Raw genomic sequence first — 23200 nt, forward strand, 5'->3', positions numbered from 1 at the left:
CGCGGAACGCTAGAATCCCTGTGCCCACCAAGCGACAACCCACGTTCCCCCAGGAAAGACGAGGCCGGCGCATGGCGCGTGCGGGGCTGACGGCCGAGCGGGTGACGCGGGCGGCGGCGGAGATGGCCGACGCCGTCGGGTTCGAGAACCTCACCGTGTCCGCGCTGGCGCGGAGCTTCGGGGTCAAGGACGCGAGCCTGTACTCGCACGTCCGCAACCTCCAGGACCTGCGCGAGCGCGTCGCGCTCCTCGCCGCGGGCGAGCTCGCCGACCACATCGCCGCGGCGGTCGCGGGCCGCGCCGGCAAGGAGGCCATGACGGCGTTCGCCGACGCCTACCGGGAGTACGCGCTGGCCCACCCCGGCCGCTACGCCGCCACCCAGGTCCGGCTCGACCCGGCCGTCGTCGCCGGATCCGCCGCCTACGCGCGCAACATCGAGCTCACCCACGCGATGCTGCGCGCGTACCGGCTGGAGGAACCGGACCTGACCGACGCGGGCCGCCTGCTGCGCAGCACCTTCCACGGCTACGTCGTCCTGGAGGCCAACGGCGGGTTCGGCCACTCCCGCGACGTGCGGGCCTCGTGGGAACGGGCCCTGGACGCCCTGCACGTCCTGCTGGAGAGCTGGCCCGCGCGCCCGTAGCGCCACGTGGCGGAGCCGGGCGGGGCGCGATCCTCCGACGGGACACCTGCCGGAGCCGTCCCGCCAGGCGGCATCCTGTACGCATGAGCTATCACGTATGCCTGGTGTGCATGGGAAACATCTGCCGCTCCCCCATGGCCGAGATCGTGCTGCGCGCGACCCTCGCCGGTCACGGCCTGGGCGACCTCGTCACGGTCGACAGCGCGGGCACCGGGGACTGGCACCAGGGCGGCCCGATGGACGCGCGGGCCGCCGCGATGCTCGCCGACCACGGCTACGACGGCTCGCAGCACCGCGCCCGGCAGTTCCTGCCGGACTGGTGGGGAGGGATCGACCTGGTGCTGGCCATGGACGCCCGCAACCTGGACGCGCTGCGCCGCCTCGCCCCGGCGGGCGCGGACGTGCGCCTGTTCCGCTCCTTCGACCCCGCCGCCCCGCCGGGTGCCGAGGTGCCCGACCCGTACTACGGCGAACGCGAGGGGTTCGCCGAGGTGCTGCGGATGGTCGAGGCCGCCTCCGCCGGTCTGGCCGGGCACCTGGCCGCCACCCTTCCCCGATCCACCGGTGTGTGATCCCGCTTCATGATCGTTTCGATCCAGGCGCTCGCCTTTACAAAGTAAGCCGAGGGGTCACGGAAGGCGGCGGGCCAGGAGCGGCCCGGTCCGGGTGACGAGCGCCGCCAGGGTCGCCAGAACGGGCAGGCCCACCACCACGGCGATCACGAACGGCCACGGTACGGCGAGCGTGGCGGGATCCCCGGTGCCGGAGGTCGTCAGCGGCCGGCTCAGGGCCACGCCCGTCACCGTTCCCGCGACCAGCCCCACCAGCGCGCCGAGCCCGGAGATGTAGAGCGCCTGGCCCGCCACGACCATCCGCAGCGTCCCGCGCGGGGCGCCGATGGCCGCCATCGTCGCCCGCTCGGGCCGCATGTCGGCGGCCGCCAGGCGGGTGGCGGCCAGCGTGCCGCCGACGACGAGGACGAGGGCGCCGGCGAGCCAGCCCCACAGGCCCGGGGCGGGCAGGTGGCGGTCGCCCTCCTCGACGGCGACCGTGACGCGGGGGGTCACCGCGTTGAGGTCGCGCCACAGCGACGAGCCGCCCGGGGGCCGGTGGGCGGCGTAGAGCTGGCGTTCCACCGTCGAGAAACCGGTCCGCTCGACCAGGGCGCGCGGCAGCAGGGCGCCGCCCTGGTGCTCGTCGGCCGGCGCGGCCACGACCGCGGGCACGTCGAACCTGCGCGGCGGACCGGACGTGGAGCTCGCCCGCAGCGTGAGCATGCCGTTCCGCAGCGCGGCCGCGTCGAACACCACGGCCTTGCCGCTCGCCAGCGCCGCGGCCGCCCGCGGGTCGTGGCGCCCCTGCAGGAACGCGAGCAGGGCCCGGTCCCCGACGGCCACCGTGCGGCGCGTCCGCGCCCCGTTCCATCGCACCGAGTACCGCAACGCGTAGTGGCGGTCCTGGGCGTCCCTGACCTGGTAGCCGGGGACCAGCGGCACGCCCGGCAGCAGGCGGGCCGCTTCGGCGCGGACCCTGTCCCAAGTCGCGTCGCGCATGCTTCCGCCCCAGATCGCCAGCGTGCCGGTCGGGCGCGCCGAGGTGTAGGCGTTGCGCTGGTCCGTGTACTGGCTCTGGAAACCGATGCCCACCGCCACGACCGTGGACGTGACCGCCATGACGGCCGCCACCGCGCTCGCGGTCCGGGATCGGTGACGGACCGCGTCGCGGACGGACACCCGCAGCGGGAGCCACAACCGCGCGGCCGCCCGTCCCGTGCGGCCGACCAGCCACGGCGTCAGCACCACCAGCCCGAGCAGGACCGGGACCGCCGAGACGAACACCCACACCGGGTCCGGCTGGCGCCTCGCCACCACGGTCGCCCCCAGCCCGGCCAGCACCAGCACGACCCCCGCCAGGGGCCGTCCCGGCCGGTCGGCCACGGCGGGCGAGCGGCCGGCCAGCACGGCCGCGGTGTCCTGCCGGGCCGCCTGCACGGCGGGCACCAGCGCCGCCACCAGACCGGCGAGCAGGCCCAGCGCGGCGACGCCCAGAACCGGCGCCCACGGCACCCCCGGCGGGCCGATCGTCCCTCCCCAGCGCGTCGCGACCCGGGCGGCCAGCACTCCGGCTCCGATGCCCAGCGCCGTGGCCGCGAGGGTGGCCGCACCACCGAGGATCAGCCCGTCGGCGAGCACGATCGCCCGCAGGTGCCGGGCCGAGCCGCCCTGCGCCGCGATCTGGGCCAGTTCCCGGCGCCGTCTCCTGAGCCCGACCGCGAAGGCCGGGCCGGCCAGCAGCACGGTCTCCAGCACGGTGACGATCACCATGGCGCCGAGCCCGGCCGTCTGCTCGACGTCGAAGGCCGGGGCCCGCCGGGCCTGGGCGCTCAGCGGGTCCGTGAGCATGGCGCGGGAGACGACGTACAGGTCGGCCCTGTTCAGCGCGGGCACCTCTGCCCAGGAGATCGGCTTCGCCGTGTCGACGAGCCACCCGGTGCCGTACTCGCCCGGGGAGTGCGCCTCCTGCGGGCTCAACGGGAGATCCAAGCCCACGACCTTGCGGAGCGAGGGCCGGTGCGGGTGCTCGACCACGCCCACCACCGTCAGCGGCGCCTCGCCGGGCAGGCGCAGGAGCTCGCCGGGCCTCAGGCCGAGCGCGGGCGTCACCACGACCTCGCGGGCGGAGGAGGGGAACCTGCCCTCGGCCGGCGTCAGCATCCCCGCGGTGAGGGGGTCGCGCAGGTCGGTCTCCAGCGCCTCGACCCGTTCGGGGCCCAGCCGGAGCACGCCGGCGTCGAAGGGGATCGACCGGGTGCCCGGCCCGAGCAGCGCCGCCAGCTCGGCGTCTCCGAGCCTGGGCACGGGCGTCCCGTCGCCGTCGCTGTTCCAGCCCGCCCCGTTCGGGTCCTGCCGGAGCATCGAGCCCTTCGGGAACTGTGTGATGGCGGCGTCGGCGGCGCCCAGCTGGGCCACCATCCCCTCGGCCCCGGTGACGGTCGTGGTCTCGGTGAGGGTGAGCATCGCCGTGATCACCAGGACGGGCAGGCCGATCATCACCATGACGAGCGCGCTTCGGCCCCGGGAACGCCACGCGTTCCGCCGCGCGATGCGCAGCGCGGCGACGACGGCGCTCATCGGGCGCCCACCGGCGTGGAGCCGGTCGAGCCGGTGGAGTCGGTCGAGTCCGCGATCACCCCGTCGCGCAGGAACACCACCCGGTCGGCCCAGGCGGCGTAGCGCGGCTCGTGGGTGACGAGCAGCACCGCCGCGCCCGCGTCGCAGCGGGCCCGCAGGACGTGCAGGATCTCGTCCCCGGTACGCGTGTCGAGCGCGCCGGTCGGCTCGTCGGCCAGCAGCAGGCGCCGCTCGCCGACCAGTGCGCGGGCGATCGCGACCCGCTGGCGCTGGCCACCGGACAGCTCGTCCGGGAAGCGGTCGGCGAGGTCCTCCGCCTCGATCTCCGCCAGCACGGCCATGGCCTCCTCGCGGGCGAGGCGTGAGCGCACGCCGTCCAGCTCGCGGGGCAGCATGACGTTCTCCGCCGCCGTCAGCGACGTGATCAGGTTCAGGTCCTGGAAGACGTAGCCGACGCCGCGGCGCCGCAGTGCCGCCAGGTCGCGCACGGCGGTCAGGTCCTGCCCGCCGACGCTCACCGTCCCCGACGTGGGCCGGTCGAGCCCGCCCGCCAGGTTGAGCAGGGTCGACTTGCCGGAACCGGACGGGCCCGTGACCGCGACCAGCTCCCCCTCGCCGACCTCGAGGCTCACGCCCCTCAGAGCGTGTACGGCCGTAGCCCCCCCGCCATGGACCCTGGCCACGTCGGCCAGCCGTACAACGGTCATCTCTCCTCCTTGAGAACGGCCTCGCAGTGATCCAGCCATCGCTGCTCGGCCTCGGCCTGAAAGATCATGGAATCGAGCACGAGCCGCCGGGCCACGCCCTCCCCGGCGGCCCGTTTGGCCTTCGTCAGCTGCTGGAGCGCGCGCATCGTCGCGGTCCGCTGCCTGCGGACGACCTCGGCGACGTCCACCTCCCCGGCGGCGACGGCCATGGCCAGCTTGACGACCAGCTCGTCCCGAGGCCGGTCGGAGTGGACGACGGGGGTGTCGAACCATCGCCCCATCTCCGCCCGGCCGGCCTCGGTGATCGCGTGGACGATCCGGCCCTGCTCGTCCGGCTCCCCCGGCGTGACCAGGCCGTCACGCTCCATGCGGGACAGCGTCGTGTAGACCTGGCCGACGTTCAGCGGCCAGGTCGCCCCCGTCGACGCCTCGAACTCCACCCGCAACTGGTAGCCGTGCCGGGGTCCCAGGCTGAGCAGGGCGAGCAGGGCGTGCCTGATGGACATAAATACTAAGTATGCATATTCAGTATGCATCACTCAAGGGATTCCCGCATTTCCCTACGGGACGGGCATTTCACTTCATCGGCCGCCGTCGCGCCCGGGTGTCCTCCGGGCATGCGGGACAGGCGTGCCGGCACAGCCCGGACGGCCGGCTCCCGCCGGTGGGTCGTCACGTCCGGGCACGGCGCTCAGGGCCGGGAACGCGGGCTCGGCGGCCGGACGCCACGTCCCGCCCGGGCATGGATACGGCCCCGGGCATGGGCCAGGGGCCGTAGGTTCGGCGGCCGGACATCGCGGCCGTGAATTCAGCGGGGGTTCAGGGCCGGGCCGTCGCGTCCCGGGCCGGGGCCGCAGGTTCGCCGGACCCGGCCGGGCCGTCCCCGGGTCCGGCGCCCCCGTCACGGGACGGGCGGGGCGAGACCGGTCCGTGCTCGGCGGCGGCGGCCACGTTGCGCAGCATCCGGCCGAAGATCAGGGTGTGGAAGGGCGAGACCGACCACCAGTACAGGTGACCGGACAGTCCTCGGGGGTGGAAGATCGCCCGCTGGCCGTAGACGGTCTCCCCCTCGTGTTCGAGCACCCGCATCTCCAGCCAGGCCAGGCCGGGCAGCCGCATCTCCGCCCGCAGCCGCAGCAGGCGGCCCGGCTGCACCTCCTCGACGCGCCAGAAGTCGACCGAGTCGCCCACCCGCAGGCGCCGGGGGTCCCGGCGTCCCCTGCGCAGGCCCACGCCGCCGACCGCGCGGTCCATGAGGCCGCGCACGTGCCAGGCGATGGGCAGGGAGTACCAGCCGGCCTCGCCGCCGATCGCCTCGACGACCTCCCAGAGCTGCCGCGGGGAGGCGTTCACCCGGCGGGCCCGCGCGTCGAGGTAGAGGCTGCCGCCCGCCCAGTCGGGGTCGGTGGGCAGCGGGTCGCTCGGCGCGCCCGGGGTGGAGGCCGAGGACCAGCGGGTGGTGACCCCGGCCTCCTTGATCTTCTTGAGGGCGAGCTCGACCGCGCGCCGCAGCCCGATCAGGCCTTCGGGCGGGTCGGGGACGTACCGGGCGACGTCGTGCTCGCCGCAGACCGCCTCGTTGCGCAGCGACTCCACCAGCGGGCGGGCGAGCCCGGCGGGGACGGGGGTGACCAGCCCCACCCAGTGGCTGGACAGGCCGGGGCTGAGCAGCGGGACCGGGATGATCAACCGGCGGGTCAGGCCGGCGACGTCGGCGTAGACGCGCATCATGTCGGCGTAGGTCAGCACGTCGGGGCCGCCGAGGTCGAAGGAGCGGTTCACCTCGTCCGGCACGCTCGCCCAGGCCGTCAGGTAGCGCAGGACGTCGCGGATGGCGATGGGCTGGGTCCTGGTGGAGACCCAGCGGGGCGTCGTCATCACCGGCAGCCGCTCGGTGAGGTAGCGCAGCATCTCGAAGGAGGCGGAGCCGGAGCCGATGATCATCGCCGCCCGCAGCACCACCGCGGGCACGGCGGAGTCCAGGAAGATCTCCCCCACCTCGGTACGGGAGCTCATGTGCGCCGAGAGCTTCTCGTCGGGCGCCAGGCCGCCCAGGTAGACGACGCGGCGGATCCCGGCCCGCTCGCACGCGGCGGCGAAGACGGTGGCCGCCTCGCGGTCGGCCGCGGCGAAGTCCTTGCCCCCGCCCATGGTGTGGATCAGGTAGTAGGCGACGTCGACGCCCTCCAGGGCCTCGTCCACCTGCCCGGCGTCGGTCGCGTCGGCCTGGGCGATCTCGACCCGCGAGGCCCACGGCTGGTCGCGCAGCCGGCCCGCCGAGCGGGCCATGCAGCGGACCTCATGACCCGCGTCCAGCAGCTCGGGGACCAGCCGTCCCCCGATGTATCCGGTCGCACCGGTCACGAGACATCTCATTCACCCATCTTCGTACGGCCCCCTCCGGCGGTTGCGGCCGGGCCGCGCGGGAGCGCGCCAGGGACCGTGGACGGCGCACGGACCGGTCCGGCGGGAGAGCCCCTTCCGGGACCGCGCCGCGGCCCGGGAGACGGCCACCCCCGGCCGCGGACGCCGCACGGGCCGGTCCGGCGGGAAAACCCGCCCGGGACCGCGCCCCGGCTCAGGGAGCGGTGCTCCGGGACCGGAACCCCTCGCGGATGCCCAGGAGGATCTCGCGGGTGCGCGTGGCCGGCTCGGCCTCGATGCACAGGCGCTCCATGACCTCCAGGTAGCGGTCCACGTCGTCACGCTTCTCCAGGTAGACGGCGCTGGTGAGCTGCTCCATGTAGACCACGTCGGGCAGGTCGGGCTGGGAGAAGCGCAGGATGCTGAAGGGCCCGCCGGCCGCGGCGTGGCCGCCGACGCTGAAGGGCACGATCTGGACGGTCACGTTGGGCAGTTCGAGGGCTTCCAGGATGTGGTCGATCTGCTCGCACATCGCCTCGACGCCGCCGAGCGGGCGGCGCAGCACGGCCTCGTCGAGCACGGCCCACAGGCGGGGCGGGTCGGGGCGGTGCAGGAGCCGCTGGCGTGCCAGGCGGAGCCGTACCCGACGGTCGACCTCGGCGGGGGTCGCCGAGGGGAAGCCGAGCTGGACGACGGCCCGCGCGTAGCCCTCGCTCTGCAGCAGGCCCGGCACGAACTGGACCTCGTAGTTGCGGATGCCGGTGGCGGCCTCCTCCAGGCTCACGTACGTCTCGAACCAGGCGGGCAGCACGTCGCTGTAGTTGTGCCACCAGCCGGCGAGGTTGGCCCTGTCCACCAGGGAGAGCAGCGGCTCCCGGTCGGCGTCGTCGGTCACCCCGTACAGCGTCAGCAGGTCGGCCACGTCCCTGAGCCGGAAGCCGACCCTGCCGAGCTCCATGCGGCTGACCTTCGAGTGCGAGGCGCGGATCGCGTACCCCGCCTCCTCCAGCCTGATGCCGCGCTGTTCGCGCAGGCGGCGTAGCTGCGCGCCCAGGACGATCCGCAGGACGGTGGAGTTGCCCCGCTGCGCGGCGATCGCGAGCGGGGCGACCGGTCCGCCGTCGGCGTGGGGTGTGGTCATCTACCAGTCCTTCGGGCACGGGGGCGAGCCGCCGCCCACCGTTCACGGCGATCGCGACCCTTCACGGTACTCCGCCCGTCCCGCGCAGACCATAGAGAACCTCACTCCTCGACCGTCTCCGGCCGGAGGGCGGGCGGTCAGGCGATCAGGTCGTCGAACTCCCCGCTCTTCACCCCTCGGACGAAGGCGTCGGTCTCGTGGCGGGTGTAGACGAGCGCGGGCCCCTCGGGGTCGCGGGAGTTGCGCATGGCGACCCGGCCGTCGGGAAGCTCCGCGAGTTCCACGCAGTTGCCACTCGGATTGCTGAAGTGGCTCTTGCGCCAGACGACGCCGCCCATGTGGGCGGCCGGCATGCCGTTGTACGGCGGATTCATCCTCGCCTCTCGGGATGTGGGAGGGGACAACACCCATGAGCATAGGGGCATTTGTGCAGATGCACGTGCATCTGTACTTGCCTATGCACATAACGGCGTGCAAGATTGCTTGAAAGGATCTCTGTCCGCCCACGATCGCCCTACCCCAAGGTCTCCGATGACTGGTTACCGAAGACACGAAGCCACACCCGTCCGATCCGCGATCGGAGGGTGGGAACGGTGGTTGTCGATGCTCGATCACGTACTCCCCCCCGACGGCGTCCCCTTCTGGAGCGGCGGCGAGGGCCGCGCCGACCAGATGCAGATGGCCGTCCGCAGCCTGCGCCACGACCCGCGCGCCGCGCGGACGGCCCGCGAGTTCGCCGTACGGGCGCTGCGTGCCTGGGAGCTGGAGCCGCTGATCGACGACACCGGCGTCGTGGTCTCCGAGCTGGTGACCAACGCGCTGCGCCACGGTACGCGGGAGGCCCCGCACGCCTGCCCCCTCCCCGAGGTCACGGTGATCCTCTGCCACACCGGGCACTCGATGCTCTGCGCGGTCACCGACCCCAGCGACCGGGCCCCTCGCCTGCGCGAGCCCGACTACGAGGCCGAGTGCGGCCGGGGACTTCAGCTCATCGACGGTGTCAGCCAGACGTGGGGCTGGGCCCCGCTGGAGGAGCGCGGCAAGGCGGTGTGGGCGGCCTTCGCGCTGCCCCCGGGGAGCGGCCGGCACCCGGAGCCCTGTCACTGACCGCGGCCGAAAGACGGGCAATCCCCACTAGATACGACACATCACCCACAGGGGAGAAAGTCACACCGAAAAACGTCACGCCGTGGCCAAAAGGCCGATAATGTCCGCTGCAAGCCGCATCGCTGGACGGAGGACATGATGGCGTCGCAACAGCCCGAACGCCTCAGGTTCGACCCCACGACCCCGAACGCCGGCCGCATGTCCGACTACTACGTGGGCGGCAAGGACAACTTCGCCGCCGACCGCGAGACCGCGCAGATGGCGCTGGCGCTGGCCCCCGAACTGCCCGCCCTGACCAGGGAGGGCCGCAGGTTCCACGGCCGCGTCCTGCGGTTCCTCGTCGAGGCCGGTGTCCGCCAGTTCGTCGACATCGGCTGCGGCCTGCCGAACGAGGACAGCGTGCACCGGCTCCTGGGCGATCTCGCCCCCGGCGCGCGGGTCGTCCACGTCGACCACGACCCGATGATGGTCGTGCACACCCAGGCCGTGCTGAAGCAGGACGGCCCGGCCGTCGCCGTCGAGGCCGACGTCCGGGACCCCGAGCGGCTGCTGAGACACCCCGGCCTCACCGCCACGATCGACCTGGACGCCCCCGTGGCCGTCCTGCTCTTCTCGGCGCTGACCCGCCTCAGCGACGACGTCGAGGCCACGCAGATCACGACCGTCCTGCAGAAGGCCATGGCGCCGGGAAGTCACCTGGCCCTCTCGCACGCGGTCTCGGACCTGTGCCCGGAGACGACGGCCAAGCTCTCCGAGCTCTACCGCGAACGCGGGTCGATCGCCGGCCCCCACCGCGGCAACCTGCGGACCATGGCCGAGGTCGAGCCCTTCTTCGAGGGGCTGAGACTCGTCGAACCGGGCCTGGTCTACATCCCCGAGTGGCGGCCGGACGGGACGGCGCCCCATCACCCCGCCCCCATCTGGGTCGTCGGCGGGGTCGGGGTCAAGGAGTAGGCCCCGTGGGGAGACCAGACCGGGACGGGACGCGCGGGGATCCTGGATCCGGCACGGGCCTTGACATCCGTTCACCGGGCGTGCGGTCCTTTGATGTCACAGGTAGCGGAGAGGACGACGCATGAGCGACGCCGAACGGCGGCCGGTTCCCGGCCTGAACACGAGCGTGCCCAACGTCGCCCGGATGAACGACTACTTCCTGGGCGGCAAGGACAACTTCGCCGCCGACCGCGAGGCGGCCGAGCGGGTGCTCGCCGTCGCGCCGGAGATCAGGGCCATGGCCCAGGAGTCCCACGCCTTCCTCGGCCGGGTGGTGCGCCACCTCGCCGAAGAGGGCATGAGGCAGTTCCTCGTCATCGGCTCCGGGCTGCCCGGCCCCCGCAACGTCCACCAGGTGGCCCAGGAGGTCGAGCCGGACACCCGGGTGGTCTACGTCGCCACCGATCCGGTCGTGCTCTCCCACGCCCGCGCCATGCTCGCCACCGACGAGCGCGTCACCGTCGTCGAGGGCGACGTGCTGCACCCCCGGGAGCTGCTGAACGATCCCGGGCTGCGGCGCCTGATCGACCTGGAGCGGCCGGTGGCCGTGCTGATCCTGTCGGCCCTGCAGTTCATCCCCGACGAGGACGATCCCCACAAGAGCGTCGCCGTCCTGCGCGAGGCCGTGCCGGTCGGCAGCCACTTCGCCATCGCCCACGTCGTCTTCGACACGCGTCCCGAGGCGGCCGGCCCGCTGGTCGACATCTACCGGCGCGTCCTGGGCCGCCAGGAGGACGCCTCGCGCACCAGCGACCAGGTGCTGCGTTTCTTCGACGGGCTGGAGCTCGTCGAGCCCGGCCTGGTCCACCTCCGTCACTGGCGTCCCGACAACCCGCTCACGACGCGGGGAGGCGACAGGACGTGGTCGATGGGCGGGATCGGCCGCAAGACCGAGGGCTGACCCCGCCCGCCGGGGGACGCCGGGGGACATCGGGGGACATCGGGGGACATCGAGCCGCACGGTGGCCGGTACGCCGGGCCGCCCGGTGGCGGGCGGCCCGGTGGGGTCACCCGGCGGGGACCAGGAGGTCCTCGCGTTCGACTGCCTCCAGCGAGAGCGTCTTGTAGCCGACCTCGTCGAACAGCACGGTGATCCGGTCGCTCTCCCTGCTCATCACCATTCCCGCGCCCCAGGCGCTGTGCCGTACCCGGGCGTGCATCGCGAACGGCCCCTCGGCCACGGTCTCGGCCTCGTCGGGCAGGCCCGCGCGGCAGGTGTCGCAGGCGTCGCAGGCACGCTCGCGCGGCTCGCCGAAGTACTCCAGCAGGAAGCGGCGGCGGCAGCCGGTGGTCTCGGCGTACCCGCGCATCATGTCGATCCGCGAGTCGTCGATGCGGCGGCGGGTCTCGTCCAGCTCGACGGCGCGGGCGGTGGCCTCCTCGGGGCCGGGCGCGCCGGGCACCCGGCGCAGGTCGCCCTTGGGGGTGACCCGGACGCTGCCCGCCCGCTCCAGCAGGTTGACCACCCGGGTCAGCCGGGTGGCGCCGATGTCGAGCACGCCGCGCAGCTCACCGGTGGGCACGGTGCCGCCGTGCTCGCCCACCAGCGTGGCGACCCGCAGCAGGAGCTCCTCGTCGGCGCGCCCGCCGGCGAAGAACCTGCGCAGCCCGAGGTCCTCGGACCGGTAGAACAGCACCGCGGCGGCCGGCTTCCCGTCGCGTCCGGCACGGCCGATCTCCTGGTAGTAGGAGTCCGGCGACTCCGGCGGGGAGGCGTGCAGCACGAACCGCACGTCCGGCTTGTCGATGCCCATGCCGAACGCCGAGGTGGCCACGACCACGTCCAGCTCGTCGTCGCGGAACATCTCGTGGATCCGGTGGCGCTCGGCCGCCTTCATGCCCGCGTGGTAGGGCTCGGCCCTGCGACCGGCCTCGCGCAGCGCGGCGGCGTACTCCTCGGCGGCCTTGCGGGTGGCCACGTAGACGAGGCCGAGCCCCTCGCGGGACACGGCGTCCTCCACCAGTGCCCGCCGCAGGTCCTCCTGGGTGACGAATCGCCGTACCTCCAGGTCGATGTTGGGCCGGTCGAAGCCCCGCACGATCTGGCGGACGTTCCTCAGGCCGAGGGAGGTGACGATCTCCTCGCGCACCGAGGGGGTGGCGGTGGCGGTCAGCGCCACCACCGGGGGGTGGCCCAGCCGCTCGATGACCTGTCCGAGCCGCAGGTAGTCGGGCCGGAAGTCGTGACCCCACGCCGACACGCAGTGCGCCTCGTCGATGGCGATCAGCGAGGGGCGCGCGGCGCGCAGCCGCTCCACGGTCTCCGGTTTGGCGAGCTGCTCGGGGGAGAGGAAGACGAACTCGGTGGTGCCGGCGCGTACCTCCTCCAGCGACGCCTCCGCGCCGGACTGGGCGGAGTTGACCGCGACCGCGCCTCCGGCGTCGGCCTCGGCCAGCCCGGCGACCTGGTCGCGCTGCAGGGCGATGAGCGGCGAGACGACCACGGTGGGGCCGTCGAGCAGCAGCGCGGGCACCTGGTAGACGGCCGACTTGCCGCTGCCGGTGGGCATGACGACGAGGGCGTCACCGCCTTCGAGCAGGTGACGCATCGCGTCGAGCTGCCCGGGTCGCAGGTCCTTCCAGCCGAAGACCTTGCGGGCCACCGAGCGCAACTTCCGCGCCCGCGGCCCGAACCTGTCCTTGATGCTCATGCCTCCGCCTTCCGTGTCCCGCCCCCGTTACCCCATGATCGGCGCGGTAGTCCCCGGCCGTCGCGGCGCGGACCCGGTCCGCGGGCATGAGCTGGGCGGAGAGCATGACGGAAGGATGGGGAGAAGACGAGGACGGGGCGCGGGGAGGGACACGGAACGGGGTCCGGACACGGGTGAGGGGCACCTCCCGCGGGCACCCCTCCGTCGGACCACGGGCCCGACCGGCCGGATCAGGCTCCGGCCGGCGTCACGGCCCGCCCTTTTCGGGCCGTGGCCGCCTCGGACACCGTGCTCACTTGGGCATCAGGACCGTGTCGATCAGGTAGACGACGGCGTTGGAGGTCTGGACGTTGCCGCAGACGACCTTGGCGTCGTTGACCGTGTACTCCTGGCCCGAGCCCTGGACGGTGAGCGTGCCGCCCTGCATGGTGGTCAGCTCGCCGTCGGCGAGGTCCTGCTGGGTCTTCTTCCCCTCGACGACGTGGTAGGTCAGGAGCTTGGTGAGCTGCTCCTTGTCGGCCAGGACCTTGTCGAGCGTGTCCTTCGGGATCTTGTCGAACGCGTCGTTGGTCGGCGCGAACACGGTGATGTCCTTGGCCGAGTTGAGCGTCTCGGTCAGGCCGGCCTGCTCGATGGCCTGCGCGAGCGTGGACAGCTCGGGGTTGGACGAGGCCGCGGTGGCGACCGGCTGGGTGGCCATCTCGGCCGGGCTGCCCGCCCCGCTGGTGGGCAGGGACGCGCAGGCGGGACCGAACGGTTCGCCCGCGGCGCCCGCCGACGGCGAGGTGCCGTCCGTGGGCATGACGGAATCCGTGGGCGAGGCGCTCTCCGCCGGCGGGGAGGCCATGTCCGTGGGGACCGGCGTCGGCGAGAGGGTACGCGCGAAGGCGCCGGTCCCGGCCTCGGCGGCGACGGGGGCGGCGGTCAGCGCGAGCACGGTCAGGGCCGATGCCAGAAGAGACTTCTGCTTCACGGTTATCTCCTTCTTCGGGCGGATGAGCCGCTCGGGCCGGACGGGCCAGAACCGCTCATGTGCTGTATTGGAGATCAATTCCCTGAAATTTGATGCTAAATGCCCCATTAGAGCACTCTTGACTACATATCTCCCAAGAAAGATAGCTATTTTCCATTCGTCGGGGCGTGAATACGGGTTCGTCCCACCCACGTACAGTGGAACCATGAGCCCCAGGATCGCCACCAATCAGACCGTCTCCCGGGAGGGCCTGCTCGACTTCCTGCGCGACCGTCACCGCGCGCTGGTCATCACGGCGCGGGGCGACGGCAGGCCGCAGGCGTCCCCGGTGACCTGCGGTCTCGACGCCGAGGGCCGCGTCGTGGTGTCCACCTACCCCGAGCGCGCCAAGGCCGCCAACGCGCGCCGCGACCCCCGGGTGAGCGTCGTGGTCCTGTCGGACGACTTCGACGGCCCGTGGGTGCAGGTGGACGGCACGGCCGAGGTGCTCGACCTGCCCGAGGCGCTCGAACCGCTGGTGGAGTACTACCGGTCGATCTCCGGCGAGCACCCGGACTGGGCGGAGTACCGCGAGGCCATGACCCGGCAGGGCAAGTCGCTGCTGCGCGTCACCCCGGAGCGCTGGGGCCCGATCGCCACCGGCGGCTTCCCCGCCCGCCTGGCCTGAGCCCTCTCCCCCGCCCTCCCGAGCCCGTCCCCTCTGTCTCTCCAGCCGTCCCGCCCCGTTCAGCGCCGGTCGGCCAGGACGGCGTCGGCCGCCCGCCGCCCGGAGACCAGGGCGCCCTGCTGCGAACCGGTGTCGCGGTGGTCGCCGCACACGTAGCGCCCCGGCCCGAGGCGGACCGGGTGGCGCATCGAGAACGGCGGCGTCATCGCGGGCAGCGCCCCCTCGACGGCGTACGTCGCCAGGTGCTCCCAGCCGGAGGCGTCGGTGTCGTAGATCCGCGCCAGCCGCGCCCGCACCCGGGGCTCGTCGGCGTCGGTGAGCACCCCCAGCACCGAGGTGGAGATCAGCGCGCGGCCCGGCGGGGCGTACGCGGGCGCGGTGTTGCTGATGACCAGGGTGTCGGTGATCTCCCCCTGCACGTCGACGAACTGGGTGGCGTCGTCCGTGGGCGGGCGCGAGGCCGCGTGGTAGAAGGTCGTCACCGAGCGCATCGCGGGGATCTCCAGCCCCGGGTGGAGCGCGGCGGCCATGGCGGGGTCGGTCGCCACCACCACGGCGCGGGCCGGGATCGTCCCGCCCTGGGCCGTCTCCACCCCCTCCTCGGTCACCGCGATGACCGGGGTCTCCAGCGTGACCGCCTCCGCCGGCAGGCGGGCGGCGAGCTGCCGGGTGATCTCGCCCATGCCGAGCGCGGGCACCGCGATCGTGCCGCGCGCGAAGGTGCGCCAGATCAGGTGGAAGAAACGGCTGGAGGTCTCCAGCTCCCGCTCCAGCACCACGCCCGCCAGGAAGGGGCGGATCAGCTTCTCCACCATCTTGGGCGAGACGCCCCAGTGCTTCAGCTCCTCCAGGGTGGTGCGCTCGCGCCCGGCGCGCAGCCGGCTCGCCGGCAGCACGATGTCGCGCGTGGTCAGCGCGGCCAGGACCGCCTTGTCCACGGGCGTGCCCACGTCGGCCAGCACCCCGCTGAACGCCTGGGACGGGTGACGCCAGGGCAGCATGAGCCGCTCCCGCCGTCCCTCGTCGAAGGAGATCACCCCCGACGGGATCGCGCGCAGGTCCAGGGCGCCGAGGTCGAGGACGCGGGCGGCCTCGGGGTAGGCGGTGTTGAACACCTGGAAGCCGTGGTCCAGCCGGAAGCCGTCCACGACGTCGGTGCGCACCCGGCCGCCCACCTCGCCGGCCGCGTCGAGGACGCGCACGTCCACCCCGGCCGAGCGCAGCCGCAGCGCGCACGCGAGGCCGGCCAGGCCCGCGCCGACGACGATCACCGTGTCCGGCATGACGAATCTCCCCTGGGTCCACGACGGCGCGGCTCCCGCGGACCGGGGGCCGTCGCCTGTGTCTTCGGGCGGCGGGCGCCTTGGGTTGCGCCCGCCGCCCGTTCCTCACGGGGCCTACCCCAGCTTCACGGTGATCTCTCCCCCGAGCCGGAACCCGCCCTCCAGGTCCAGGTCGTCGCCGCTCCAGAACCGGCCCGGGTCGTACCAGTTCGGGCGCCGCCCGGCGGGCAGCAGGCCCATCGCCTCGTAGGTGACGGCGACGACCTCCGCGCAGTACGCGCTCTCCAGGGCGTTGTCCTGCGCGGCCCGCCTCAGGAGCGTGGGCACCCGTCCCCTCAGCCAGCGGCCGGCGAGCCTGCTGGTGGACGGGAAGGGGGTGCCGTCCAGCCGCGCGACGGTCCGCAGGACGGCGTCCTCCATCTCCCGGGCTGGCTCCGGCGACAGCTGCCGCAGCCAGCCGCGCTGGCCGTAGCGGGTGGCCCAGACCGTGACGGCCTCGCGCAGGTCGTGCAGCTGGACGCCGCGCTGGTGGGTTCCCGACCACAGGTCGGGCAGCGACCGTCCCAGCTCGGCGTGCCACATCAGCGGGGGCATGTCGTCGATGACGACCGACATGCCGACGTGGTTCACCGGGCTGTTGGTCACGGTCTGGATGGCGCGATCGGGGACCGTTCGGCCACGGAACAGCCACACGTCGCCGGTGCGGGTCAGGTTGACGGCCTCATCGAGGCTGATGCTCTTGCCGGACATTCCGATAGCGTAGGCACATGCGATGGTGGAAGGTACTGGGTCTGGCCGGTGTCGCGGGCGTCGCGGCGACGGGCGTGGTGATCGCGCGGGCGGAGCGCCGCCGCCAGGCCTACACGCCCGAGGAGATCCGGACCCGGCTGCGCGCCCGGCTGGAGGAGCCGCCCGAGGACGACCTCAGGCCCGCCGGCGCCTCCGCGGCCGTCCCCGCCGGCGACTTCTCCGACATGCCCGCGGCCCCGGGGGCCCACCGGTCGCTCAGGGAGCGGCTCCGGGGCGGGGCGGCCCGGCTGGGCTCCCTGCTGGGCCGGTAGCGCTGAACGATCCGTCCGCGCCCGGCGCGGGCTCCCGCGGCGCGTCCCCGGGCACGCGGCGGGGCACGGGTCCGGGCGCGACCTCCGCCGTGGAGTCCCCCGCGGCCTCCCGCGGCGTGCGGTAGAGCGCGGAGCGGGGATCGTGAAGGCCGGCGCGCGCCTGGTAGACGTTGAGGATCACCAGCATCACGACCGAGTAGATCCCGTACTGCAGGCCGCCCAGCCCGACGGCCAGGTCGATCGGGAAGGTCAGGGCGATCAGCGTCCGTACGGCCGCGTCGACCAGCGCCCCGATCCCCCAGGCGGCCGTGCAGACGCGCCATACGCGCCGGAAGCGCGGCGAGGTCTCCCACAGCTCGTCCCAGGACGCCCGCCTGTCGCCGGTCCTGCCCTCCAGCAGCGGCCGGGAGAACCGCAGCGCCAGCGGGCTCGGCCCGCGCACGGTGGCCAGGAACCAGCCGCCTGCCAGGACCATCAGCAGGGCGCCCTTGAGGAGCAGGAACCTCGGGCTGCCGCCGATGACCGACAGCCCCGCGCTCAGCAGCATGAGGCTCGTCATGAACAGCCCCACCGAGTCCAGGCGGCGTTCCCTGGCGAGGGTGACGACCATCCCGGTGCCGGGCACCAGGGAGCTGACGACCAGGGCGGTGACGTAGCCGACGTCCGCCGCGCGCAGGGCGTAGTAGAGCCCGACGGGCAGCACGAAGTCCACCAGCATCAGCACGGCCGCGGTGCGGCGGCTCGTTCTCATCTCCCGCTCCGGGTGGCCAGGTCGAAGATGGTCACCAGCTCGGCGGCGTAGAGAGCGGTGTCGACGTCGGCGCCGCTCTCCAGCAGGAAGGGCAGCCCGTCCACGGACCGCTGGATGCTCATCGCCATCACCCTGGGCTCGAAGGAGCGGAACTCGCCCTCCCGCTGCCCCCAGCGCAGGACCTCCTCGATGCGGGACAGGACGCCCAGGTCGGTGGCGGCGTCGTAGGACCCCTCGCCGTCCTCGGGGCGGTGGTTGACGAAGATCTCGTACAGCGCCCTCATCCGGGCGCGGTGGGTCGCGATGAACTCGACGGTCCCGGTGATGTAGGCCCTGATCGTCCCGGCGGCCGTCGTCTCCGCCCGGAGCCGCGCGGACATGAAGTCGCCCATCTCGCCGTAGATCTGGGCGATGATGCGGGCGATCAGCTCGTCCTTGCCGCGGAAGTGGTACGAGATCAGGCGGGTGCTGCTGAGCCCGGCCCGCTCGGCGATGCGGGCGAAGGAGGCGTGCCCGTAGCCCAGCTCGGCGATGGTCTCGACGGCCGCCTCCACGATCTGCGCGCGCCGCGCGACGGCCGCGGGACTCGGAGGCTTTGTTACTTGCATGAGTAAAAAATAACTCAGGTGAGTAACGTCCGCAAGGGCGCACGGCGCGCACCGGCCGGGCCCTCCTCCCCGCCGCTCACCGCCGGTGCGTGCCGTCCCCGTACGGCGTCCGCGCGATGCCCGCGCGCCCGGGTCAGCCGAACCGGATCGCCGTCGGGTCCCACCCCCTCGGCAGCGGTTCCGGCACCGGGCAGCCGCTGCCGATCTCCACGAACGAGGCCCGCTCCGCCGACTCGGTGACGGCGATCATCGTGTCCAGGACGTGCAGGCCCAGCTCGCCGGTGGCCCGGTGCGGCCGCCCCTCGCGGACGGCCTGCGCCATGTCGAGCACGCCGAGACCGCGGCCGGCCTCGGCGCCCTCGACGGGCACCGGCGTCCAGTCGTCGTCGCCCGCCCGGCGCAGCCGGACCTCGCCGCCGAAGGTGTTGGGATCGGGCACCCGCATGGTCGCCTCGGTCCCGGTGATCTCGACGAACCCGGCGCGGCGGAGCGGGGAGTCGAAGGTGAACACCATCGTGGCGGCCTGCCCCGCGGCGAACTCCACGAGCGCGGTCACGTGGGTGGGGACCTCGACGGGAAAGCGCGTCCCGGCCCGGGGGCCGGAGCCGACGACCCTCTCGTCCCTGGCCCTGCGGGCGACCGCGGCCACCCTGCGCGCCGGGCCGAACAGGGTGGCCAGCGCCGTCAGGTAGTAGGGGCCCATGTCGAACAGCGGCCCGGCTCCCGGCTGGAACAGGAACTCCGGGCTGGGGTGCCACGACTCGGGTCCCGGCCCCTGGAGCAGGGTCAGCGCGCTGAGCGGCGTGCCGATGCCGCCCTCGGCGACGATCCGGGCGGCGGTCTGCAGCCCGGCGCCCAGGAAGGTGTCGGGGGCGCTGCCCAGCAGCACCCCCGCCGACGCCGCGGCCTCGACCAGCGCCGCGCCGGACTCCCGGTCGGCGGTGAAGGGCTTCTCGTTGTAGACGTGCCGCCCGGCCGCGACCGCGGCCAGCGCCACCTCGGCGTGCGCGGAGGGGATCGTGAGGTTGACCACCAGCTCCACGTCCGGGTGGGAGATCGCCTCCGGAGGGGTGGCCGCCACCGGCACGCCGTACCGCGCGGCGACCTCCCGGGCGCGCTCCAGGTCGAGGTCGGCGCAGGCCACCACCCGCACGCCGGGGAAGGTCGCGAGATTGGCCAGGTACTGGTGGCTGATGGTGCCGCAGCCGACGACGGCGACGCCGACGGGGCCGAGGGGACCGGTCACCGGCTCACCCGCCCGGTCGCGACCAGGTCCGTCAGGTAGGCGTGGCTGTCGGCGAGCGCCCGCAGCATGTCGCCGGCGCAGTGGTCGAGCTCCACGATCCGCGTCGCGTCCGGCGCGGCGTTCAGGGCCTCCACGACGGGCACCCGGCCCGCCCCGACCGCCGTCATCGGCCCCTCCCGGGTGGCGGGGCCGTCCTTGACGTGCAGGTGGCTCACCCTGTCGCCCAGCCGGGCCAGCAGGGCGGCCGGGTCCACCCCTCCGGTCGCCGCCCAGTACAGGTCGACCTCCAGCAGCACCGAGGGGTCGAGCAGGTCGGCCAGCACCTCCAGGGCGGGGCGGCCGTCCACCCGCTGCTCCAGCTCCCACCAGTGGTTGTGGTAGCCGAGGCGCAGGCCGTGGTCGGCGGCCTCGCGGGCCGCCTCGCCGATGCGCGCGGCCAGCGACTCCACCCCCTCCCTGTCGGCGAAGCACTCGGCGGGCGCGAAGGGCACGATGACGGTGCCGGCGCCGACGGTGACCGCCGCGGCCAGCGCCGCCGCGCGTTCCTCGCCGAGCAGCGGGGCGTGCACGCCGCACACCGCGAGCCCGGCCTCGGCGAGGTCGTCCCGCAGGCCCTCGGGATCGAGATGGACGTCGTACGGCTCCACCGCGCCGTATCCCATGTCGGCGATCGCGCGGAGGACGGCGGGGCGGCCGGCGGCCGCCTCCTGCCGTACGGAGTAGAGCTGGACGGCGAGTGGGCTCATGGACGTGGTCCCTTCGGCGTTCTGCGTCCGACCTGCGTCGGCGGTCCTTTTCCTGCGGCGGTCAGTCCCGCGCCGGCCTTCTCGTCCCCGCGGGCAGGACCAGGGCGGCGGCCCCGTACAGCCCGGCGTCGCGTTCCAGCGCGGTGCGGCCGACGGTCAGGCGGCGCAGGAAGCCCAGCCCGGCCTGCCCGGCGACGGCCTGGCGCAGCGGGGCGAGCAGGGTCTCCCCGGCGCCGGACACGCCGCCGCCGATGACGACGTCGTCGATGTCGAAGAGCGCCGCCGTGGTGAGGATGCCCACGGCCAACGCGTCGGCGGCCCGCTGGAAGGCCGTCCGGGCGACGGGGACGCCCCGCGCGGCGTCGGCCGCGAGCGCCCGCGCGTCCGGGCCGGGAACGGCCGGGCTCCAGCCGTTCGCCAGTGCCCAGCGGACCATGGCCGGGCCGCAGGCGACCGTCTCCAGGCAGCCGACCGCGCCGCAGGGGCAGGGCTCCCCGTCGCGGTCCACGGAGATGTGCCCGATGTGCCCGGCGTTCCCGGTCGGTCCCAGGTAGGGCACGCCGTCGAGGACGAGCCCGCCGCCCACCCCGGTGGAGACCACGATGCCGAGCAGGGCACGGGACCGCGAGCCGTGCCCGCCCCGCCACCACTCCCCCAGCGCCATGCACTGCGCGTCCCCCGCCAGTACGACGGGGACGCCGGGAAGGAGCTCGCCGACCGTCCCGGCCAGCGGGAAGTCACGCCAGGAGGGGATGTTGACCGGGCTCACCGTGCCGGCGACGGCGTCCAGGGGGCCGGCCGAACCGATCCCGATCCCGGTCAGGCCGCGCGGACCGGCACCGGCCGGGTCGCCGGGGCGGGCGGCGCCGTCCGCCCCCTCCGCCCCCATCGCGCCCCCGGTGCCCCCGGTGCCCTCGGTGCCCGCCACCTCGCGGACCAGCGCGGCCAGGGTCGCCGAGGGGTCGGGGCCGACCGGCCTCTCCGTCCTGCGCGCCATGCTCCCGTCCGGGGCGACCAGGGCCGCGGCGAACGTGGTCCCCCCGATGTCGATCGCGAGGGCGGTCATGCTCCGGCCCCCGGGACGCGCGGCGGCGCGGTGCTGGGGCAGACGGCCGGGGCCGCCACGCGACTGGGCAAGGGGATCCTCCGGGTGTCGGGGCCGCGGACCGTTCCTTCACCCGCGGACCGGGCAAACAGGGTGAAGGTATGACGGCGATGACAACGTTGTCAACGTTGTTCGACGACGCGCCGCGGCGCGCGGCGGCGGGGAGCGCGCGGACGCCCCCGGGCCGGCGACGGGAACGCGGGGATACCTCCGGAACCGAGGGCAGAGAGGATCGGGAGAAATGCGGTGGGTTGCCGGAACCCCGTGGAATTCACGTGGATACGGTTGGCACAGGAGCGATGTGAGGAGAGTGCGATGACGCATGAACGCGCGGGGCGGCCCGCCGAGCCGTCCGACCTGGTGGACGTGGCCCGTCTGGTGACCTCCTACTACGCGCTGCACCCCGACCCGGGCGAGGTCGGCCAGCGGGTCGCCTTCGGCACGTCGGGGCATCGGGGCTCCGCGCTGAACGTGGCGTTCAACGAGGACCACATCCTCGCCACCAGCCAGGCCATCGTGGAGTACCGGGCGGCCCAGGGCGTCGACGGGCCGCTGTTCCTGGGCGCCGACAGCCACGCGCTCTCGGAGCCGGCCCGGGTGTCGGCGCTGGAGGTCTTCGCCGCCAACGGCGTGACGGTCATGATCGACAGCCGGGACGGGTACACCCCGACCCCGGCGGTCTCGCACGCGATCCTGGCGTACAACCGCGACCGGACGTCCGGGCGGGCCGACGGCGTGGTGGTGACCCCCTCGCACAACCCGCCGGGTGACGGCGGCTTCAAGTACAACCCGCCGCACGGTGGCCCGGCCGACACCGACGCCACCTCGTGGATCCAGGACCGGGCCAACGCGCTGATCGCCGGCGGCCTGAAAGAGGTCCGGCGGATCCCCTACGCCAGGGCGCTGGCCGCCGACACCACCGCCCGCCACGACTTCCTCGGCCACTACGTGGACGACCTGCCCTCGGTGCTCGACCTGGACGCCGTCCGGGCGGCCGGGGTGCGCATCGGCGCCGACCCGCTGGGCGGGGCGAGCGTCGCCTACTGGGGGGAGATCGCCGACCGGCACCGGCTGGACCTGACGGTGATCAACCCGCTGACCGACCCGACGTGGCGCTTCATGACCCTCGACTGGGACGGCAAGATCCGGATGGACTGCTCGTCGCCGTACGCGATGGCCTCGCTGATCTCCAACCGGGACGCCTTCGCCGTCTCCACCGGCAACGACGCCGACGCCGACCGGCACGGCATCGTCACCCCCGACGGGGGGCTGATGAACCCCAACCACTATCTGGCCGTGGCCATCTCCTACCTGTACTCCCACCGCTCCGGCTGGCCCGCGGACGCCGGGGTCGGCAAGACGCTGGTGAGCAGCGGCATGATCGACCGGGTCGCCGCCGACCTGGGGCGGCGCCTGATGGAGGTCCCCGTCGGGTTCAAGTGGTTCGTGCCGGGACTGCTGGACGGCTCGCTCGGCTTCGGCGGCGAGGAGAGCGCCGGGGCGTCGTTCCTGCGGCGGGACGGCTCGGTGTGGACCACCGACAAGGACGGCCTGATCCTGGCGCTGCTCGCGGCGGAGATCATCGGTACCACCGGCCGCTCGCCGAGCGAGCACTACGGCGACCTGACCGCCAGGTTCGGCGACCCGGCATACGCCCGCGTCGACGCCCCCGCGACCCGGGAGGAGAAGGCGGTGCTCGCCAAGCTCTCGGCCGAGCAGGTCACCGCGGACACCCTCGCCGGGGAGGCGATCACGCAGGTCCTCACCTCCGCGCCCGGCAACGGGGCCGCCCTGGGCGGGCTCAAGGTCTCCACCGAGAACGCCTGGTTCGCGGCCCGCCCCTCGGGCACCGAGGACGTGTACAAGATCTACGCGGAGTCCTTCAAGGGGCCCGAGCACCTGGCCCTGGTGCAGCAGGAGGCCCGCGACCTGGTCTCGGCCTCGCTGGGCTGACAGCGGAGCCGCCCGGGCCGGTTCCCGGCCCCCGCGGGGGCCCCGCCGGGGCGGCGCGGGCGCGGGGGG

General features: G+C 73.9%; 23 protein-coding genes. 8 read left to right on the forward strand and 15 right to left on the reverse strand.

Features of this window, described 5'->3' with window-relative positions:
* Nucleotides 1–71: 71 nt before the first annotated feature.
* Both ACLQ2R_RS27260 and ACLQ2R_RS27265 read left to right on the forward strand, forming a co-directional pair.
* Complete coding sequence (locus ACLQ2R_RS27260; RefSeq protein WP_425963511.1) at nucleotides 72–644, forward strand: TetR/AcrR family transcriptional regulator; 573 nt, start codon at nucleotides 72–74, stop codon at nucleotides 642–644.
* Nucleotides 645–727: 83 nt separating this feature from the next.
* Nucleotides 728–1216, forward strand: a complete 489-nt coding sequence (locus tag ACLQ2R_RS27265) for a low molecular weight protein-tyrosine-phosphatase (RefSeq protein WP_425963512.1) — start codon at nucleotides 728–730, stop codon at nucleotides 1214–1216.
* A 57-nt stretch (nucleotides 1217–1273) separates the two neighbouring features.
* On the opposite strand, the gene ACLQ2R_RS27270 is transcribed toward ACLQ2R_RS27265, so the two are convergent.
* The 6 genes from ACLQ2R_RS27270 to ACLQ2R_RS27295 form a co-directional block, all read right to left on the reverse strand.
* Nucleotides 1274–3775 (reverse strand): FtsX-like permease family protein, encoded by a 2502-nt coding sequence (locus ACLQ2R_RS27270; protein WP_425963513.1) that lies wholly within the window; start codon nucleotides 3773–3775, stop codon nucleotides 1274–1276.
* On the reverse strand, nucleotides 3772–4482 hold the full coding sequence (locus ACLQ2R_RS27275; RefSeq protein WP_425963515.1) for an ABC transporter ATP-binding protein: 711 nt from the start codon (nucleotides 4480–4482) through the stop codon (nucleotides 3772–3774). Before ACLQ2R_RS27275 ends, ACLQ2R_RS27270 begins: the two co-directional genes overlap by 4 nt.
* Entirely contained in the window at nucleotides 4479–4988 is a 510-nt protein-coding gene (locus ACLQ2R_RS27280) for a PadR family transcriptional regulator (protein ID WP_425963517.1), read from the reverse strand. Before ACLQ2R_RS27280 ends, ACLQ2R_RS27275 begins: the two co-directional genes overlap by 4 nt.
* Nucleotides 4989–5301: 313 nt before the next feature.
* Entirely contained in the window at nucleotides 5302–6858 is a 1557-nt protein-coding gene (locus ACLQ2R_RS27285) for an SDR family oxidoreductase (protein WP_425963519.1), read from the reverse strand.
* Nucleotides 6859–7060: 202 nt separating this feature from the next.
* On the reverse strand, nucleotides 7061–7987 hold the full coding sequence (locus tag ACLQ2R_RS27290) for a helix-turn-helix domain-containing protein (RefSeq protein ID WP_425963520.1): 927 nt from the start codon (nucleotides 7985–7987) through the stop codon (nucleotides 7061–7063).
* Between the two features lie 137 nt (nucleotides 7988–8124).
* Entirely contained in the window at nucleotides 8125–8361 is a 237-nt protein-coding gene (locus ACLQ2R_RS27295; protein ID WP_425963522.1) for a DUF397 domain-containing protein, read from the reverse strand.
* 229 nt (nucleotides 8362–8590) lie between these two features.
* Between ACLQ2R_RS27295 and ACLQ2R_RS27300 the strand changes: the two genes are divergently transcribed.
* The 3 genes from ACLQ2R_RS27300 to ACLQ2R_RS27310 all read left to right on the forward strand — a co-directional run bounded on the left by ACLQ2R_RS27300 (nucleotide 8591) and on the right by ACLQ2R_RS27310 (nucleotide 10988).
* Entirely contained in the window at nucleotides 8591–9094 is a 504-nt protein-coding gene (locus ACLQ2R_RS27300; RefSeq protein ID WP_425963524.1) for an ATP-binding protein, read from the forward strand.
* A 135-nt stretch (nucleotides 9095–9229) separates the two neighbouring features.
* Nucleotides 9230–10048: an SAM-dependent methyltransferase gene (locus ACLQ2R_RS27305; RefSeq protein WP_425963526.1), complete on the forward strand. Its 819-nt coding sequence runs from the start codon at nucleotides 9230–9232 to the stop codon at nucleotides 10046–10048.
* Nucleotides 10049–10169: 121 nt separating this feature from the next.
* Complete coding sequence (locus tag ACLQ2R_RS27310) at nucleotides 10170–10988, forward strand: SAM-dependent methyltransferase (RefSeq protein ID WP_425963527.1); 819 nt, start codon at nucleotides 10170–10172, stop codon at nucleotides 10986–10988.
* Between the two features lie 106 nt (nucleotides 10989–11094).
* Here ACLQ2R_RS27310 and ACLQ2R_RS27315 read toward each other — a convergent pair whose 3' ends face one another.
* Both ACLQ2R_RS27315 and ACLQ2R_RS27320 read right to left on the reverse strand, forming a co-directional pair.
* On the reverse strand, nucleotides 11095–12738 hold the full coding sequence (locus ACLQ2R_RS27315) for a RecQ family ATP-dependent DNA helicase (RefSeq protein WP_425963529.1): 1644 nt from the start codon (nucleotides 12736–12738) through the stop codon (nucleotides 11095–11097).
* Between the two features lie 292 nt (nucleotides 12739–13030).
* A complete protein-coding gene (locus ACLQ2R_RS27320; RefSeq protein WP_425963530.1) occupies nucleotides 13031–13711 on the reverse strand; it encodes a fasciclin domain-containing protein in 681 nt (226 codons plus the stop codon).
* Nucleotides 13712–13916: 205 nt separating this feature from the next.
* On the opposite strand from ACLQ2R_RS27320, the gene ACLQ2R_RS27325 reads away from it, so the two are divergent.
* Complete coding sequence (locus tag ACLQ2R_RS27325; RefSeq protein WP_425963531.1) at nucleotides 13917–14378, forward strand: PPOX class F420-dependent oxidoreductase; 462 nt, start codon at nucleotides 13917–13919, stop codon at nucleotides 14376–14378.
* 59 nt (nucleotides 14379–14437) lie between these two features.
* On the opposite strand, the gene ACLQ2R_RS27330 is transcribed toward ACLQ2R_RS27325, so the two are convergent.
* Both ACLQ2R_RS27330 and ACLQ2R_RS27335 read right to left on the reverse strand, forming a co-directional pair.
* Nucleotides 14438–15661 (reverse strand): NAD(P)/FAD-dependent oxidoreductase, encoded by a 1224-nt coding sequence (locus ACLQ2R_RS27330; protein ID WP_425963532.1) that lies wholly within the window; start codon nucleotides 15659–15661, stop codon nucleotides 14438–14440.
* Nucleotides 15662–15775: 114 nt separating this feature from the next.
* Nucleotides 15776–16411, reverse strand: coding sequence for a hypothetical protein (locus tag ACLQ2R_RS27335; RefSeq protein WP_425963533.1), 636 nt, complete (start codon nucleotides 16409–16411; stop codon nucleotides 15776–15778).
* A gap of 17 nt (nucleotides 16412–16428) precedes the next feature.
* Here ACLQ2R_RS27335 and ACLQ2R_RS27340 point away from each other — a divergent pair, with 17 nt between their 5' ends.
* Nucleotides 16429–16722: a hypothetical protein gene (locus tag ACLQ2R_RS27340; RefSeq protein WP_425963534.1), complete on the forward strand. Its 294-nt coding sequence runs from the start codon at nucleotides 16429–16431 to the stop codon at nucleotides 16720–16722.
* On the opposite strand, the gene ACLQ2R_RS27345 is transcribed toward ACLQ2R_RS27340, so the two are convergent.
* The 5 genes from ACLQ2R_RS27345 to ACLQ2R_RS27365 all read right to left on the reverse strand — a co-directional run bounded on the left by ACLQ2R_RS27345 (nucleotide 16667) and on the right by ACLQ2R_RS27365 (nucleotide 21139).
* Nucleotides 16667–17473, reverse strand: coding sequence for a VC0807 family protein (locus ACLQ2R_RS27345; protein ID WP_425963536.1), 807 nt, complete (start codon nucleotides 17471–17473; stop codon nucleotides 16667–16669). The genes ACLQ2R_RS27340 and ACLQ2R_RS27345 overlap by 56 nt on opposite strands.
* The gene (locus ACLQ2R_RS27350; RefSeq protein ID WP_425963537.1) at nucleotides 17470–18081 is read right to left on the reverse strand and encodes a TetR/AcrR family transcriptional regulator; all 612 of its coding nucleotides are present in this window, start codon (nucleotides 18079–18081) and stop codon (nucleotides 17470–17472) included. The genes ACLQ2R_RS27345 and ACLQ2R_RS27350 overlap by 4 nt, the downstream gene beginning before the upstream one ends.
* Nucleotides 18082–18214: 133 nt before the next feature.
* Complete coding sequence (locus tag ACLQ2R_RS27355) at nucleotides 18215–19327, reverse strand: Gfo/Idh/MocA family protein (protein ID WP_425963538.1); 1113 nt, start codon at nucleotides 19325–19327, stop codon at nucleotides 18215–18217.
* On the reverse strand, nucleotides 19324–20073 hold the full coding sequence (locus tag ACLQ2R_RS27360; RefSeq protein WP_425963540.1) for a sugar phosphate isomerase/epimerase family protein: 750 nt from the start codon (nucleotides 20071–20073) through the stop codon (nucleotides 19324–19326). Before ACLQ2R_RS27360 ends, ACLQ2R_RS27355 begins: the two co-directional genes overlap by 4 nt.
* 61 nt (nucleotides 20074–20134) lie before the next feature.
* Complete coding sequence (locus tag ACLQ2R_RS27365; protein ID WP_425963541.1) at nucleotides 20135–21139, reverse strand: ROK family protein; 1005 nt, start codon at nucleotides 21137–21139, stop codon at nucleotides 20135–20137.
* A gap of 354 nt (nucleotides 21140–21493) precedes the next feature.
* Between ACLQ2R_RS27365 and pgm the strand changes: the two genes are divergently transcribed.
* On the forward strand, nucleotides 21494–23131 hold the full coding sequence (gene pgm / locus ACLQ2R_RS27370; protein WP_425963542.1) for a phosphoglucomutase (alpha-D-glucose-1,6-bisphosphate-dependent): 1638 nt from the start codon (nucleotides 21494–21496) through the stop codon (nucleotides 23129–23131).
* Nucleotides 23132–23200: the final 69 nt, after the last annotated feature.

Origin of the sequence: Streptosporangium sp. DT93 (genome assembly GCF_049844535.1) — a bacterium.
Classification (GTDB): domain Bacteria; phylum Actinomycetota; class Actinomycetes; order Streptosporangiales; family Streptosporangiaceae; genus Streptosporangium.